This is a genomic window from Nocardia kruczakiae NBRC 101016 (assembly GCF_001612965.1).
In the GTDB taxonomy this organism is placed as follows: domain Bacteria; phylum Actinomycetota; class Actinomycetes; order Mycobacteriales; family Mycobacteriaceae; genus Nocardia; species Nocardia kruczakiae.
In genome coordinates, this window is record NZ_BDBL01000017.1 from 102617 (window position 1) to 116894 (window position 14278).

The 14278-nt window shown below is 68.6% G+C and carries 12 protein-coding genes; 2 read left to right on the plus strand and 10 right to left on the minus strand.

Going from position 1 to position 14278, the window contains the following annotated elements; translation table 11 throughout:
- Positions 1 to 7: 7 nt before the first annotated feature.
- Positions 8 to 1183 (minus strand): cytochrome P450, encoded by a 1176-nt coding sequence (locus tag NK1_RS14400; protein WP_063009027.1) that lies wholly within the window; start codon positions 1181 to 1183, stop codon positions 8 to 10.
- Positions 1184 to 1293: 110 nt separating this feature from the next.
- On the opposite strand from NK1_RS14400, the gene NK1_RS14405 reads away from it, so the two are divergent.
- The gene (locus NK1_RS14405) at positions 1294 to 2136 is read left to right on the plus strand and encodes an SAM-dependent methyltransferase (protein WP_063009028.1); all 843 of its coding nucleotides are present in this window, start codon (positions 1294 to 1296) and stop codon (positions 2134 to 2136) included.
- Between the two features lie 92 nt (positions 2137 to 2228).
- Here NK1_RS14405 and tpiA read toward each other — a convergent pair whose 3' ends face one another.
- The 8 genes from tpiA to NK1_RS14445 form a co-directional block, all read right to left on the minus strand.
- Entirely contained in the window at positions 2229 to 3014 is a 786-nt protein-coding gene (tpiA, locus tag NK1_RS14410) for a triose-phosphate isomerase (protein WP_063009029.1), read from the minus strand.
- A 2-nt stretch (positions 3015 to 3016) separates the two neighbouring features.
- Positions 3017 to 4237 (minus strand): phosphoglycerate kinase, encoded by a 1221-nt coding sequence (locus tag NK1_RS14415; RefSeq protein WP_063009030.1) that lies wholly within the window; start codon positions 4235 to 4237, stop codon positions 3017 to 3019.
- Between the two features lie 4 nt (positions 4238 to 4241).
- Complete coding sequence (gap, locus tag NK1_RS14420) at positions 4242 to 5261, minus strand: type I glyceraldehyde-3-phosphate dehydrogenase (protein WP_036502572.1); 1020 nt, start codon at positions 5259 to 5261, stop codon at positions 4242 to 4244.
- 465 nt (positions 5262 to 5726) lie between these two features.
- On the minus strand, positions 5727 to 6710 hold the full coding sequence (whiA, locus tag NK1_RS14425; RefSeq protein WP_036502574.1) for a DNA-binding protein WhiA: 984 nt from the start codon (positions 6708 to 6710) through the stop codon (positions 5727 to 5729).
- Positions 6701 to 7798 carry a gluconeogenesis factor YvcK family protein gene (locus NK1_RS14430; RefSeq protein ID WP_063009031.1) on the minus strand — a complete coding sequence of 366 codons (1098 nt, stop codon included), beginning with the start codon at positions 7796 to 7798 and terminating at the stop codon, positions 6701 to 6703. Before NK1_RS14430 ends, whiA begins: the two co-directional genes overlap by 10 nt.
- Positions 7795 to 8736, minus strand: coding sequence for an RNase adapter RapZ (rapZ, locus tag NK1_RS14435; RefSeq protein ID WP_030514029.1), 942 nt, complete (start codon positions 8734 to 8736; stop codon positions 7795 to 7797). The genes NK1_RS14430 and rapZ overlap by 4 nt, the downstream gene beginning before the upstream one ends.
- 104 nt (positions 8737 to 8840) lie before the next feature.
- Positions 8841 to 10961 (minus strand): excinuclease ABC subunit UvrC, encoded by a 2121-nt coding sequence (gene uvrC / locus NK1_RS14440; RefSeq protein ID WP_063009032.1) that lies wholly within the window; start codon positions 10959 to 10961, stop codon positions 8841 to 8843.
- A 53-nt stretch (positions 10962 to 11014) separates the two neighbouring features.
- On the minus strand, positions 11015 to 11869 hold the full coding sequence (locus NK1_RS14445; RefSeq protein ID WP_063009033.1) for a LysR family transcriptional regulator: 855 nt from the start codon (positions 11867 to 11869) through the stop codon (positions 11015 to 11017).
- Between the two features lie 71 nt (positions 11870 to 11940).
- On the opposite strand from NK1_RS14445, the gene NK1_RS14450 reads away from it, so the two are divergent.
- Positions 11941 to 12981, plus strand: a complete 1041-nt coding sequence (locus NK1_RS14450) for a bile acid:sodium symporter family protein (RefSeq protein ID WP_063009034.1) — start codon at positions 11941 to 11943, stop codon at positions 12979 to 12981.
- On the opposite strand, the gene NK1_RS14455 is transcribed toward NK1_RS14450, so the two are convergent.
- Positions 12959 to 14245 carry a winged helix-turn-helix domain-containing protein gene (locus NK1_RS14455; RefSeq protein ID WP_063009035.1) on the minus strand — a complete coding sequence of 429 codons (1287 nt, stop codon included), beginning with the start codon at positions 14243 to 14245 and terminating at the stop codon, positions 12959 to 12961. The genes NK1_RS14450 and NK1_RS14455 overlap by 23 nt on opposite strands.
- Positions 14246 to 14278: the final 33 nt, after the last annotated feature.

A 14278-nucleotide genomic window follows, 5' to 3' on the forward strand; every position in this document is an offset into this window, starting at 1 on the left:
CGAATGTTCAGCGCAGGGTGACCGTTGTCGGCAGCGCGGCGAAACCGCGATTGTTCGACGAGTGCAGGCGCCGAAGCCCGGCCGGGTCGACGTCGTAATCGGCGATGCGGGCGGTGATCTCCCCGAGCGCGGTCCGCAACTCGAGCAACCCCAGATTCGAACCGAGGCAGTGATGGCGGCCGCTGCCGAAGACCAGCGCATCGGAGGTGTCGCGATCGAGATCGAAGACGTCGGGGCGGTCGAACACCTCGGGATCACGGTTCGCCGAACCGGTCAGCAACAGCATCCGCGCCCCCGCCGGAATCGCGACGCCGTGCAGTTCGACGGCTTCGGTGGTGGTGCGTAATTGCGACTGGGTCGCCGGGTCGTAGCGCATGCCCTCGGCGATCCAGTCGTCGACGCGCCCCAGCGCCGCGGCCCGCTGGTCCGGATGCGCCCACCCGGCGTACCAGAGATTGCCGAGGGTGAGCATGCTCGTCTCGATGCCCGCGCCGATCAGCAGGATCAGCACGCCCACGATTTCCTCGGGAGTGAGCCGGTCGTCCCCGTCGGCGGCGTCGAGCAGACCGGACAGCAGGTCGTCGGTGCGGTGTTTGCTGCGTTCGATGGTCAGCTCGGTGTAGTAGCCGACCAGGGCGCCGATCGCCTGCATCGCCTCCGGCCGCAGATCGGTCGACTCCTCCTCGGTGTACATGATCTCCATGCCGAGTTCGCGCACCAGATCGCGGTCCGCGCGCGGCACGCCGACCAGTTCGGAAATGACCTCGGTCGGGTACGGGCCGGCGAAGTCGGTCATCAGGTCGAAACTGCCGCGTTCGAGCAGCGGCTCCAGGAGGTCGGTGGCGATCTCACGCAGTCGCGGCGCCAGCGCCTGTATCCGGCGCGCGGTGAAGGCGCGCGTGACCAAACCGCGCATGCGCGTGTGTTTCGGCGGATCCATCGCCACGAAGGAGAAGAACTGCTCGGCCTGCGGTCCCCAGAAGGCCGGTTCCATCCGCAGCCCGTTGGCGCTCGAGAAGCGATCCGAATCACGCAGTGCGGCAAGGACATCGGCGTAGCGCGACAGCGCCCAGAAGTCGTCGTCGCCGTTGCGGAACACCGGCGCCTGTTCCCGAAGTTGTGCGTAGACCGGATACGGATCGTCGTGAATTCCGAAATCGTACGGACTGAATTGCACTGACATCTTCGACCTCCCCAGCCGCACGGCAGGGGCCGCGCCGGTTCGCCATCCGAGCTGACAGGATGACAGTAGTCGATAATGGTTCGTCGCCGTCGACGGAAGGAAGAGGTGTCATGGAACCAGTGACCGGATCACACCGCCCGCATGCGGATCCGGTGGCGCCGCCCGGTATCGATGTCACCACCCCGCATCCGGCCCGGCGCTACGACTACTGGCTCGGTGGCAAGGACAACTTCGAGGCCGACCGAGCCTCCGCCGAAGCGGTGGCCGAGGCCTTCCCCAGCGTGCAGATCTCCGCGCTGGAGAATCGGGCATTCCTGCACCGAGTAGTCGGTTATCTGTCGGCCGAGGTCGGCATCCGGCAGTTCCTGGATCTCGGCGCCGGTCTGCCGACCGCCGGCAATGTGCACGAGATCGCGCAGGCCGCCGCGCCCGAATCCCGCATCGTCTACGTCGACAACGATCCGATCGTCGCCCTGCACGCCCGCAGCCTGCTCGCCAGCGCACCCGAGGGCGCGACCGCGTATCTGGAGGCCGACGCGCGCGAGCCCGAAAAGATTCTCACCCACCCGGACCTGCTGGCCACGCTGGATCTGTCGCAACCGGTGGCGCTGATGATGCTCGCGGTGGTGCACTTCTTCACCGACGAGGACCGCCCCTACGACACGGTGCGGCAATGGATCGACGCGCTGGCGCCCGGCAGCTATCTGGTGATGTCGCATGCCACCAGCGATCACCTGTCCGAGGAGGACCTCGCCGACAGCGAACAGGCCAACAAGCGCAGCGGTATCCCGTTCCGGCTGCGCTCGACCGCCGAGTTCAGCCGATTCTTCACCGGGCTCGAACTCGTCGAACCCGGGATCGGATCGGTCATCAACTGGCCCACCGAATCTCATCGGGCCCATCCGCGGCCGGAGGCGGTATCGATGCTCGGCGCGGTGGCACGCAAACCCTGATCGGTTCGTACACGACGTCGGCCCCGGTTGCGCGGAGTGCGGAACCGGGGCCGAATCGTCATGTGCCGCAGGCGGTTACCCGCCCGCCGCGATCAGGGCAGCGGACCGCCCGCGGCGATCGCGGACAGGGTCGCGAACTCGTCGCCCTTCAGCGAGGCACCACCGACGAGGGCGCCGTCGATATCGGCGGCCGCGATGAGCTCGCCGACGTTCTTGGCGTTCACCGACCCGCCGTAGAGGATGCGCACACCCGCCGCGACCTCCTGGCCCGCCAGCTCGGCCAGTTCGGCACGCAGCGCACCGCACACCTCCTGCGCGTCCGCCGGGGTGGCGACGCGACCGGTGCCGATCGCCCAGACCGGCTCGTAGGCGATGACGACCTTCGCGATCTGCTCCGGCGTCAGCCCCTTGAGCGAACCGCGCAACTGCTCGAGGTTGTACTGCACGTGGGTCTGCGCCTCGCGCACGCCCAGCCCCTCGCCGATGCAGACGATCGGAGTCATGTCGTACTGCAGCACCTTCTTGGCCTTCGCCAGCACCGTGGCGTCGTCCTCGTTGTGGTACTGCCGCCGCTCCGAGTGGCCGACCACGACGTAGCTGCACGACAGCTTCGCCAGCATGGCCGCACTGATCTCACCGGTGTAGGCGCCGGATTCGTGCACCGACACGTCCTGGGCACCGAAGGTGAGCCGCAGCCGGTCACCCTCGATGAGGGTCTGGATGCTGCGAATGTCGGTGAACGGCGGGATGACCGTGACGTCGACCTTGTCGAAGTACTTGTCCGGCAGGGCGAACGCGATCTTCTGCACCAGGGCGATGGCCTCGAGGTGGTTGAGGTTCATCTTCCAGTTGCCGGCGATCAACGGTTTGCGTGCCATGATCAGCCCTCCCCGTCCGCGAGCACACTGATACCCGGAAGCTGTTTGCCCTCCAGGTATTCCAGCGAGGCGCCGCCGCCGGTGGAGATGTGGGAGAACCCGTCCTCCGGCAGGCCGAGCGTACGCACGGCCGCGGCCGAATCGCCGCCGCCGACCACGGTGAACGCACCCTTACCGGTCGCGCTCACCAGCGCCTCGGCCACCGCACGCGTCCCCGCGGCGAAGGCCTCGAACTCGAATACACCCATCGGGCCGTTCCAGAACACCGTCCGAGCCTCGGTCAGCAACGCGGCGAACCGCTTGGCCGACTCGGGCCCGATGTCCAGGCCCATCCAGCCCTCGGGAATCTCGGTGGCGGCCACCGTCTTCGACTCCGCGTCCGCGGCGAACTCGTCCGCGGCCACGATGTCCACCGGCAGGTGGATGACGTCGGCGAAACGGTCCAGCAGCTCCTTGCAGGTATCGATCATCTCCTCCTGCAGGAGCGAGGAGCCGACCGAAAGACCCTGAGCGGCAAGGAAGGTGAAGCACATGCCGCCACCGATGACGAGGGTGTCGACCTTGGGGGCCAGCGCCTCGATCACGGCGAGCTTGTCCGACACCTTGGAACCGCCGAGCACGACCGCGTACGGGCGCTCGGTGTCGGTGGTGAGCTTGCGCAGGACGTCGACCTCCGCGGCGACCAGCGTGCCCGCGTAGTGCGGCAGCAGTTCGGCCACGTCGTAGACCGAGGCCTGCTTGCGGTGCACCACCCCGAAGCCGTCGGAGACGAACGCGCCGTCGTCGCCGACCAGCTCCACCAGCGCCCGGGCCAGCTTCCGGCGCTGGGCGTCGTCCTTGCTGGTCTCGCGCGGATCGAAGCGGATGTTCTCCAGCAGCAGCACATCACCGTCGGTGAGGCCCTCGGAGCGCGCGAGCGCGTCCTGGCCCACCACATCACCGGCGAGCTGCACGTTGCGGCCCAGCTCCTCGCTCAGCTTCGCGGCCACCGGGGCCAGCGAGAGCTTCGGGTCGGGTTCGCCCTTGGGACGGCCCAGGTGGGCGGTGACGACGACCTTGGCGCCGGCCTCGGCCAGTGTCTTGATCGTGGGTACCGAGGCGATGATCCGGCCCGGATCGGTGATCACGCCGTTGTCGAGGGGAACGTTGAGGTCGGAGCGCACGAGCACGCCCCGCCCCTCCACGCCCTCGGCAAGGAGATCCTGAAGGGTCTTGACTGCCATGGGTTTACAGCGACTTGCCGACGAGGCCGATCAGGTCGGCGAGGCGGTTGGAGTATCCCCACTCGTTGTCGTACCACGACACGACCTTGACCTGGTCGTCGATGACCTTGGTCAGCGGCGCGTCGTAGATCGAGGAGTGCGGGTCGGTCACGATGTCGCTGGAGACGATCGGGTCGACGTTGTACTTCAGGATGCCCTTCAGCGGACCCTCGGCGGCGGCCTTGTAGGCGGCGTTGATCTCGTCGACGGTCGCCGACTTGCGCAGCGTCGCGGTCAGGTCGGTGACCGAACCGGTCGGCACCGGCACGCGCAGCGCGTAGCCGTCCAGCTTGCCCTGCAGCTCCGGGAGCACCAGGCCGATGGCCTTGGCGGCGCCGGTGCCGGTGGGCACGATGTTCAGGGCGGCGGCGCGGGCGCGACGCAGGTCGCTGTGCGGGCCGTCCTGCAGGTTCTGGTCCTGCGTGTAGGCGTGGATCGTGGTCATCAGGCCACGCTCGATGCCGAATTCGTCGTTGAGGACCTTGGCCAGCGGGCCGAGGCAGTTGGTGGTGCACGACGCGTTGGAGATGATGTTCTGGCTGCCGTCGTACTGGCTGTCGTTGACACCCATGACCACGGTCAGATCCTCACCCTTGGCGGGTGCGGAGATGATGACCTTCTTGGCGCCGGCGGCCAGGTGCCCCTTGGCCTTGGTGGCGTCGGTGAAGATGCCGGTCGACTCGACGACCACGTCGACACCCAGATCGCCCCACGGCAGCGCGGACGGGCCCTCCTTGATGGCCAGTGCCTTGATCCGCTGGTCGCCGACCACGATGGTGTCGTCGCCGTCGAGCGAGACGTCCTGCGGCAGCCGGCCGAGGATCGAGTCGTACTTCAGCAGCGTGGCCAGGGTCGCGTTGTCGGTGAGGTCGTTGACCGCGACGATCTCGATGTCGGTGGTGCCGAGCGCTTTCTGCGCCTCCACCGCCCGGAAGAAGTTACGTCCGATACGACCGAAGCCGTTGATGCCTACCCGGACAGTCACGTTATCGCTCCTCAGCTTTCAAGCGGATTCATTCCGATGCCAGACCACCCTAATGCCCGGCCATAACATCACGGACACGCCCCTGCCGCGACCTCACCGACCCGGCGCTGCGCCGGTGAGCGTGTATTCGTGCCTCCCGCACCGAACCGTCGCGGCCGGGGCCGCCGGCCCAGCCCATTCGCGGCGGGGATACCCATCTGCCAGGGTTTTCACCTGTTCCGGCTCAACTGTTTCGATGCCGGTGGGTTCGGTAGCAAGAGCCTATCGCACCGCGCTCGCCCGCGAAGGCGTCACGACCGCGGGTTGTGGACAACCACTAACCTGTGGACAAACCATCGCTCGTGTGGCACAAGGGGTTTCGCGACCACGGCAGCTCGAGTCACCCTCGGACCGGGAAACCCGCCGAGGGACCGTCATTGCGAAGGCGGTCCCGGGCCGATGCCGACCATCCGGGACCGTCGCCGCTCATGCGTCTTCGAGAAGTTCGGCCGTGACCGCCGACTCGGTATCGGGAATGCCCAAGTCCTTGGCGCGGCGGTCGGCCATGGACAACAGCCGGCGAATACGCCCGGCGACGGCGTCCTTGGTCATCGGCGGGTCGGCCAGCTGGCCGAGTTCCTCCAGGGAGGCCTGGCGGTGCTGCACGCGCAGCCGCCCCGCGGCGGCCAGATGATCCGGCACGTCCTCGCCGAGGATCTCGAGGGCACGCTCCACGCGCGCCGCGGCGGCGACCGCGGCCCGGGCCGAGCGGCGCAGGTTGGCGTCGTCGAAGTTGGCGAGGCGGTTCGCCGTCGCGCGGACCTCCCGCCGCATCCGGCGCTCCTCCCAGGTCAGGCGCGTGTCCTGGGCGCCCATCCGGGTCAGCAGGGCACCGATGGCCTCTCCGTCGCGCACCACGACCCGATCGGTGCCGCGCACCTCGCGGGCCTTGGCCGAGATACCCATCCGGCGGGCCGCGCCGACCAGGGCCAGTGCCGCCTCGGGCCCGGGGCAGCTCACCTCGAGCGCCGAGGAACGCCCGGGCTCGGTCAGCGAACCGTGAGCCAGGAAGGCGCCACGCCAGGCCGCCTCCGAATCGCCGATGCTGCCGCCGACGACCTGGGCGGGCAGACCACGCACCGGACGGCCGCGCACATCGAGCAATCCGGTCTGGCGGGCCAGCGCCTCGCCCTCCTTGGACACGCGCACGACATAGCGGGAGGTCTTGCGCAGACCACCCGCGCCCAGCACGTGCACATCCGATCCGTAGCCGTAGAGCTCGAAGATCTCGCGCCGTAGTCGCCGCGCGATCGAGCCCATATCGACCTCGGCCTCGACGATCACCCGACCGCCGACGATGTGCAGGCCACCGGCGAACCGGAGTAGGGCCGACAGTTCCGCCTTGCGTGCACTCACCTGCGAGACGGACAGACGGCTCAACTCGTCTTTCACCTCGGCTGTCATCGCCACGAGACCCGCTCCTTTCCACCCAACACGGACCGCACCTGCTGGACCGGATGCCGTCCTTCGACTCGAAGCCCTGCCAATTCCGGCCGAGGTTGGCGGATCACCTGATCCAGTGCGGCGGCTAGCTTTCCAGGGTGGTGCCGGTCCGTCCCCGCCTCGGCGACATCAGCGAAGGTTACTCGTGCACGCAGCTGTTCGGCAGCTCTTGCCACATGTTCGCGCTCCCTACCCTCGGGTACGGAGCCGGAGTCCACCAGCACATCATCGACAGCGAAATCCGGTGCGTGCTGGGACAATACATGTAGATGCCGTTCGGCGGAGAATCCCGCGGTCTCTCCGGGCTCCGCCGCCAGGTTCAGGACCAGCACTTTTACCGCGCGGGTATGCATCAGCGCCTCCCGCAGATCCGGCACGAGCATGTGCGGAATGACGCTGGTGAACCAGGATCCGGGGCCCAGGACCACCACATCGGCGTGCTCGATCGCCGAGGTGGCCTCCGGGCTGGCCGGCGGGTCGGACGGGATCAGCCGGACCCGGCGCACCTTGCCCGGTGTGGTGGCCACCGCGACCTGGCCGCGGATACACCGGCTGACCCGCGGGTCTGCCTCCAGCCCGGAGACGTCGGCCTCGATGGTCAGCGCGGTCGGCGACATCGGCAGCACGCGGCCGGTGCAGCGCAGGATCGCGGCCATCTCGTCGAGCGCCGCGACCGGGTCGCCCAGCACCTCGGCCAGCCCGGCCAGTACGAGGTTGCCGACCGAATGCCCGGCCAGCGCTCCGGTGCCGCCGAAGCGATGCTGCGCCGTGCGCGCCCAGATCCCGTCGGGGTCCTCGGCCAGGGCGGCCAGCGCCATCCGCAGGTCGCCCGGCGGCAGCATGCCCAGTTCGGAACGCAGGCGTCCGGACGATCCGCCGTCGTCCGCGACGGTGACGACCGCGGTGATGCGCTCGGTGATCCGGCGCGCGGCGGTCAGCGTGGCGTAGAGACCGTGTCCGCCGCCCAGGGCGACCAGCGTGGGGTCGGCCGAATCACCCGATTTTTCGGTTTCTTCGGAGGGGGTGGTGTCGTCACGATGGTCCGCGTCGGTCATTCGCGCCCCAGATCCCGGTGGACCACGCGCACGACATCGGTCGAGGCACTGTCGGGCCGGCCCAGCAGTTCACCCAGCTCCTCGGCGATCGCCACGCTGCGGTGCTTACCACCGGTACACCCCACTGCCACGGTCATATATCGCTTACCCTCCTGGCGGTAGCCGCTGGTGGTCAGGTCGACCAGATGGCGGCAGGTATTCACATAGTCGTCGGCGCCGGGCCGTGACAATACGTACTCGCTGACCACGGCGTCCTGCCCGGTATGTTCCCGCAATTCCGGAATCCAATGCGGATTCGGCAGAAATCGCACATCGAAAACCATGTCCGCATCCAGCGGAACGCCATATTTGAATCCGAACGATTGGATCGTCACCTGCAGGGCGGCGGGCGCGCCGCCGCCGTAGGCCTCCTCCAATTTGCGGTGCAACTGGTGGACCGACAGCGCGGTGGTGTCGATCACCAGATCGGCGGCGGTCTTGACCTTCGACAGGGCCCGGCGCTCCGCGGCGATCCCGGCCGAGAGGGTGCCGTCGGCGCTCTCGCTCTGTAGCGGGTGGCGGCGGCGGGCGAAGCCGAAGCGCCGGATCAGCACATCGTCGGAGGCCTCGAGAAACAGCAGGCGGGTACCGACCCCGTTGGCTCGCAGCTGATCGGTCACCCCGGACAGATCGCCGGTGAAGAAGCGGCTGCGCACGTCCATGACCAGCGCGAGTTTCGTGATCGGCGGATCGGCGGCGGCACCGAGTTCGATGAGCCGGCCGATCAGTTCCGGCGGCAGATTGTCCGCGACGTACCAGCCGAGATCCTCGAGGACTCGGGCCGCGGTACCACGCCCGGCACCGGACAGGCCGGTGACGATGACCACCTCGACCGGATGCGCATCGGGCCGCGGCCGAATGCCGGTACTCGCGTTGGGGTTCGATTCGACGCTCGTCATGTCCTATCGGGTTCCGTCCGTGGCTGCCATTCGATCATCCTGCCCGCCCCCACCGGCCGCGGCCGTGCGCGCAGCGCCGGCGACACCGAGCCGTGACCGAGACGTCATTCGGAGTTGAGTGCCGCGAGCACGGCCTTGGCCGTCGCCACCCCGATACCGGGCACCTCCGTGATTTCCTCCACCGTAGCCTGCTTGAGTTTGGCCACCGAACCGAAGTGGGTCACCAGTGCGGTACGCCGCGTCTCGCCCAGTCCCCGCACCGAATCCAGGGCAGAAGCGGTCATCCGGCGTGAACGCTTACTGCGATGGAAGGTGATGGCGAACCGGTGCGCCTCGTCGCGCACGCGCTGCAGCAGGAACAGCGATTCGCTGGTGCGCGGCATGATCACCGGGTCGGACTCGCCCGGCACCCACACCTCCTCCAGGCGCTTGGCCAGCCCGATCACCGCCACGTCGGTGATGCCGAGTTCATCGAGCACCTCGGCCGCGGCCGCCACCTGCGGGGCGCCGCCGTCGACGACGTACAGGTTCGGCGGATAGGAGAATTTGCGCGGCCGCCCGGTGGCCGGATCGATCCCGGGCGGCAGATCCGCGGGTTCGGCCTCGGCGGTGGCGATCGCCGCGGCGCCGGCCTGCGGATGTGGAGCACCGGTTGCGCCCGCGTGCTCGGCCGCATCGGCCTCCGCCGTCGCCGCCGCACTCATCTCGTCCAATTCCTTACGCAACCGATAGAACCGGCGCCGGGTGACCTCGGCGATGCTGGCCACATCGTCGGAGCGGCCCTCACCCGCGGCCTCCTTGATCGTGTAGTGCCGGTATTCCGATTTGCGCGGCAGCCCGTCCTCGAACACCACCAGCGAGGCGACGACATCGGTGCCCTGCACGTGGCTGATGTCGACGCATTCGATGCGCAGCGGCGCGCTGTCGAGATCGAGGGCGTCCTGAATGCCTTGCAGCGCGGCCGATCTCGCGGTCAGATCGCCGGCGCGCTTGAGTTTGTGCTGGGCCAGCGCCTCCTGCGCATTGCGCTGCACGGTCTCCATCAGCGCCTTCTTGTCACCGCGCTGCGGCACCCGCAGCGCCACGGCCGAACCGCGCAGCCCCGACAGCCAGCCCTGCACCTGCTCCGGATCGCCGGGCAGTTCCGGCACCAGGACCTCGCGCGGGACCGCGGTGGCGGGGGTCTCGGTATCGGTGTGCTCGGCGAAGGCGGCCTGTTCGCCGTAGAACTGGGTGACGAATTGTTCCACCAGGGCGGCCAGCTCGCTCGGCCCCTGGGCGCCCTCGTCGATCGGCGCGGCGCCCGCGGCGTCTTCGGTACCGGCCCAGTTCAGGTCGACGGCGTCGCCCGATTTGTCGACGACCCAGCCGCGCTGGCCGCGCACCCGCCCGTCGCGCACATGGAAGATCTGTACCGCGACCTCGAGTTCGTCGGAGGCGAACGCGATCACATCCGCGTCGGTACCGGTGCCGAGCACGACCGCCTGCTTTTCCAGCGCGCGCTTGAGGGCGGCGACGTCGTCGCGCAGCCGGGCGGCGGTCTCGAAGTCCAGATCCGCTGCGGCGGACTGCATTCGGCGTTCCAGCTCTCGCACCATGCGATCGGTGCGGCCGGACAGGAAGTCGCAGAAGTCCTCGGCGATGCGGCGGTGCTCGTCGGCGTCGACACGGCCGATGCACGGCGCTGAACACTTGTCGATATAACCGAGCAGGCACGGACGCCCGATCTGCCTGTGGCGCTTGAACACTCCGGCCGAACACGTCCGCACCGGAAACACCCGCAGCAGCAGATCCACGGTCTCGCGAATGGCCCAGGCGTGGGCGTACGGTCCGAAATACCGCACACCCTTCTTGCGCGCCCCCCGATAGACGAACACCCGCGGATATTCCTCGTTCATACTCACCGCGAGCATGGGGTAGGTCTTGTCGTCGCGGTAGCGCACGTTGAAGCGCGGATCGAATTCCTTGATCCAGTTGTACTCCAGCTGCAGCGCCTCCACCTCGGTGGAAACCACCGTCCACTCGACGCTCGCGGCGGTGGTCACCATCTGCCGGGTGCGCGGATGCAGCGAGGACACATCGGCGAAGTAGGAATTCAGGCGGCTGCGCAGACTCTTCGCCTTGCCGACATAGATCACCTGCCCGTAGGAATCCCGGAATTTGTAGACGCCGGGGTCGACGGGAATGGTGCCCGGTGCGGGGCGATAGGTCGCGGGATCTGCCACGCCACCAGGTTAACGACCGGCACCGACAGCCGATGACGCGCCGACCGTCATCGTCATCGGTGCATCCGGTGGGCGCCGGCGAGGATCGCGTCGCAGAGTGCCTGCTCGGGTTCGGAGAGCCGGCTGTGCCGGCGCAGCAGCACGAACTCCAGCTCGCCCAATTCCGGCAGCTTCTCGTCCTCGACCGCGAAAAGCCCTGGCGGAAGCAGAGTTTCGGCGTGCGCCACGACTCCCAGCCCGGCCAGCACCGCGGCCCGCAGCCCGAGCTGACTGTCGCTGACGCAGGCGATCCGCCAGGTCCGGCCCTCCCGCTCGAGTGCGCGCAGTGCCACGTGCCGGGTCAGGCTCGGCGGCGGATAGGTCACGACGGGCACCGGATCGACGATGTCGCCGATGCCCGAGCGCCCGGCCCACACCAGCCGGTCGCGCCACAGCAGTTCCCCGTGCCGCTCGCCGGGCAGCCGTTTGGCCACCATCAGGTCCAGCTCGCCCGCCGCCATCCTCGTCTTGAGGTTCTCGCTGAGCCCGACGATCAGTTCCAGATCCACGCCCGGATGCGAACGCTGGAATTCCAGCAGGACGTCGGGCAGTTCGCGGGCCACCAGATCATCGGAGGCGCCCAGCCGGATCAGTCCGGTGAGCCGGGAATCGGAGAAGTAGCGGTCGGCCTGGGCCTGTGCGTCGAGGATGCTGCGCGCGAAGCCGACCATCGCGGCCCCGTCGGCGGTCAGCGCCAGATTGCGGGTGTCGCGGCGAATCAGTTCGCGGCCCGCGGCCTGCTCGAGCCGGGCGATATGCCCGCTCACCGTGGACTGGCGCAGGCCGAGGATGCGGCCCGCCGCGGTGAACCCGCCGGCGCGTTCGACCGCCAGGAAGGTGCGCAGCAATTCCGGATCGAACACACTCATCACGTTACTCGTTCATAGATATCGCTTCCATCGACTTTGGTGATCAGTGGGCCGCGCCGTACCGTGGCGAGGTGACGTTGCTGGCCAAACTCCGTATCGACGGCTTCCTGCTGGGCCTGTTCGCGGCGATGGCGATCGGCCTGATCCTGCCCGCCCGCGGCGGCGCGGCCGACGTCCTGACGTGGGTCACCAAGGTAGCGATCGCGGTGCTGTTCCTGCTGTACGGCACCCGGCTCGAACCGCGCGAGGCGCTCGCCGGCCTGCGGCACTGGCGGCTGCACACGACGGTGCTGGCCGCGACCTATGTCCTGTTCCCACTGCTCGGCCTGGCGATGCGGTTGCTGGTCCCCTCGGTGCTCAGCGACGAGCTCTACACCGGAATGCTCTATCTGTGCCTGCTGCCCTCGACGGTGCAGTCCTCGATCGCGTTCACCGCCATCGCGCGGGGCAACGTGGCGGCCGCGGTGGTCAGTGCCTCGGTGTCGAACCTGCTGGGCGTGTTCCTGACACCCCTGCTGGTGATGCTGCTGATGCAGACCACCGGTGACGCCACCGTCTCGCCGATGTCGATCGTGGAGATCGTGGTGCAGCTGCTGCTGCCGTTCATCGCCGGTCAGCTGCTGCGGCCGAAGCTGCACCGGATATTGGCGCACACCACCCTCACCAAGGTCGTCGATCGCGGTTCGGTGTATCTCGTGGTGTACGCCGCCTTCAGCGCGGGCATGGTCGAACACGTCTGGCAGGGGCTGGCCGTGGGTCGCCTGCTGGCGGTCGTGGGTGTGGCGATCGTCCTGCTGGCGGTGGTGCTGGGCGTGACGGCGGGAGTGGCCCGGCTGTTCGGATTCGACCGGGCCGATCGCATCGTGGTGATCTTCTGCGGATCCAAGAAGAGTCTGGCCACCGGCCTGCCGATGGCGACGGTCCTGTTCGCCGGACATCCGGTGGGCCTGATCGTGTTGCCGCTCATGATCTTCCACCAGATTCAGCTGATCACCTGCGCCGCGCTGGCCGGGCGGTGGGGGCGCGCGGCGGACGAGGCCGAGGCGGCCCGGACAGCGGTCACCTCCCCCGACGCGGCGGTCCCGGGCATCACCCCGGCTCAGCGAAGCTGACCCCGGCCGGCACCGAAAGCCGTTCGCGGGCAGCCACTTCGACGGCCAGCGCCGTCGCCAGATCGCCGCGGTCGCCGACCACCACGGTCTCGAGCCCCAGCCACCCGGCCATCGCCTCCAACTGCCCGGCCAGTTCGTGAGCGACGCGCGCGTGGGGCCGATCGGGTTCGGCGAAGGCCCCGAGCACCTGCAGCCGACCGGTCGCGCGGTCCGCGCGCAGGTCCACCCGGCCGACGAGTTCACCGTCGAGCAGGAACGGAAAGACGTAATAGCCGTGCACCCGTTTGTGTTCCGGGGTGTAGATCTCGATCCGGTAGTGGAAATCGAACAGCCGCTCGGTCCGGGGCCGGAAGAAGATCAGCGGGTCGAACGGGCACAGCAGGGCAGCGCCGTCGACCCGTCGCGGGATCCGGGCCCCGGTACGCAGGTAGGCCGGCTTGTCCCAGCCGTCCACCCGCACCGGCTCGAGTTCTCCGGCGTCGACCAGCTCGGCCAGCGCCGGTTCGCACTGCCGCCGATGCAGCCGGTAGTAGTCGCGCAGATCGGTCTCGGTGGCCACCCCCAACGCGTCGGCGGCCCGCAGAACCAGCTCACGCACGGCGTCCGCTTCGTCGACGCGGCGGCTCACGACCTCGTCCGGCAGCACGCGCTCGGTGAGGTCGTAGTGCCGCTGGAAGCCGACCCGCTTGTCCACCGAAAGTTCGCCGGTGGCGAACAACATCTCGCACACCACCTTGGTATCGCTGTGGTTCCAGCCCCAATGATCCTTGCGCCGCGGGCGATTCAGCTCGAGCTGCCGTTCCACCTCTGCCGCGGTACACGCGCCGACCTGGTCGATCACGCTCAGCACCCGGCCGGGCAGATCGGGATTCTCGTCGAGTACCCGGCGCGCCCCGCCCCAGCGGCCGTGCGCGTAACCGGCCATCCGCCACCGCAGCAGTGGCCAATCCTCCACCGGGATCAGCGCCGCCTCGTGTGCCCAGTACTCCACGAGCCGGCGCGGCCGACGGGCACTGTGTTCCCAGATCGCCTCGTCGAGCAGCGTGCGATCGTAGGCGCCGATCCGGGCGAACACCGGCGCGTACTGCGCCCGGACCACCGCCGCGACCGAATCCAGTTGCAGCAGTTTGGTATTGCGGACCACGCCCAGTACGGTTCGGCGGCTCGCGCCACCGGCCCCGTCCGCTCGATCGCGGGTGGCGGTGGCGAATCCCTGGGCGGCGAGTGCGGCCCGGCGAGCCGCGGCGGAGGTCATGGTGCGCACGCACCGAATCTGCCATGACCCACCGACAGATAT

Excerpts from the sequence above, each read along its gene's own strand:
- NK1_RS14400 (WP_063009027.1), bottom strand. The coding sequence starts at position 1,183 with ATGTCAGTGCAATTCAGTCCGTACGATTTCGGAATTCACGACGATCCG.
- NK1_RS14445 (WP_063009033.1), bottom strand. The coding sequence starts at position 11,869 with ATGAGTGTGTTCGATCCGGAATTGCTGCGCACCTTCCTGGCGGTCGAA.
- NK1_RS14405 (WP_063009028.1), top strand. The coding sequence starts at position 1,294 with ATGGAACCAGTGACCGGATCACACCGCCCGCATGCGGATCCGGTGGCG.
- NK1_RS14430 (WP_063009031.1), bottom strand. The coding sequence starts at position 7,798 with ATGACCGACGCGGACCATCGTGACGACACCACCCCCTCCGAAGAAACC.
- NK1_RS14415 (WP_063009030.1), bottom strand. The coding sequence starts at position 4,237 with ATGGCAGTCAAGACCCTTCAGGATCTCCTTGCCGAGGGCGTGGAGGGG.
- tpiA (WP_063009029.1), bottom strand. The coding sequence starts at position 3,014 with ATGGCACGCAAACCGTTGATCGCCGGCAACTGGAAGATGAACCTCAAC.
- rapZ (WP_030514029.1), bottom strand. The coding sequence starts at position 8,736 with ATGACGAGCGTCGAATCGAACCCCAACGCGAGTACCGGCATTCGGCCG.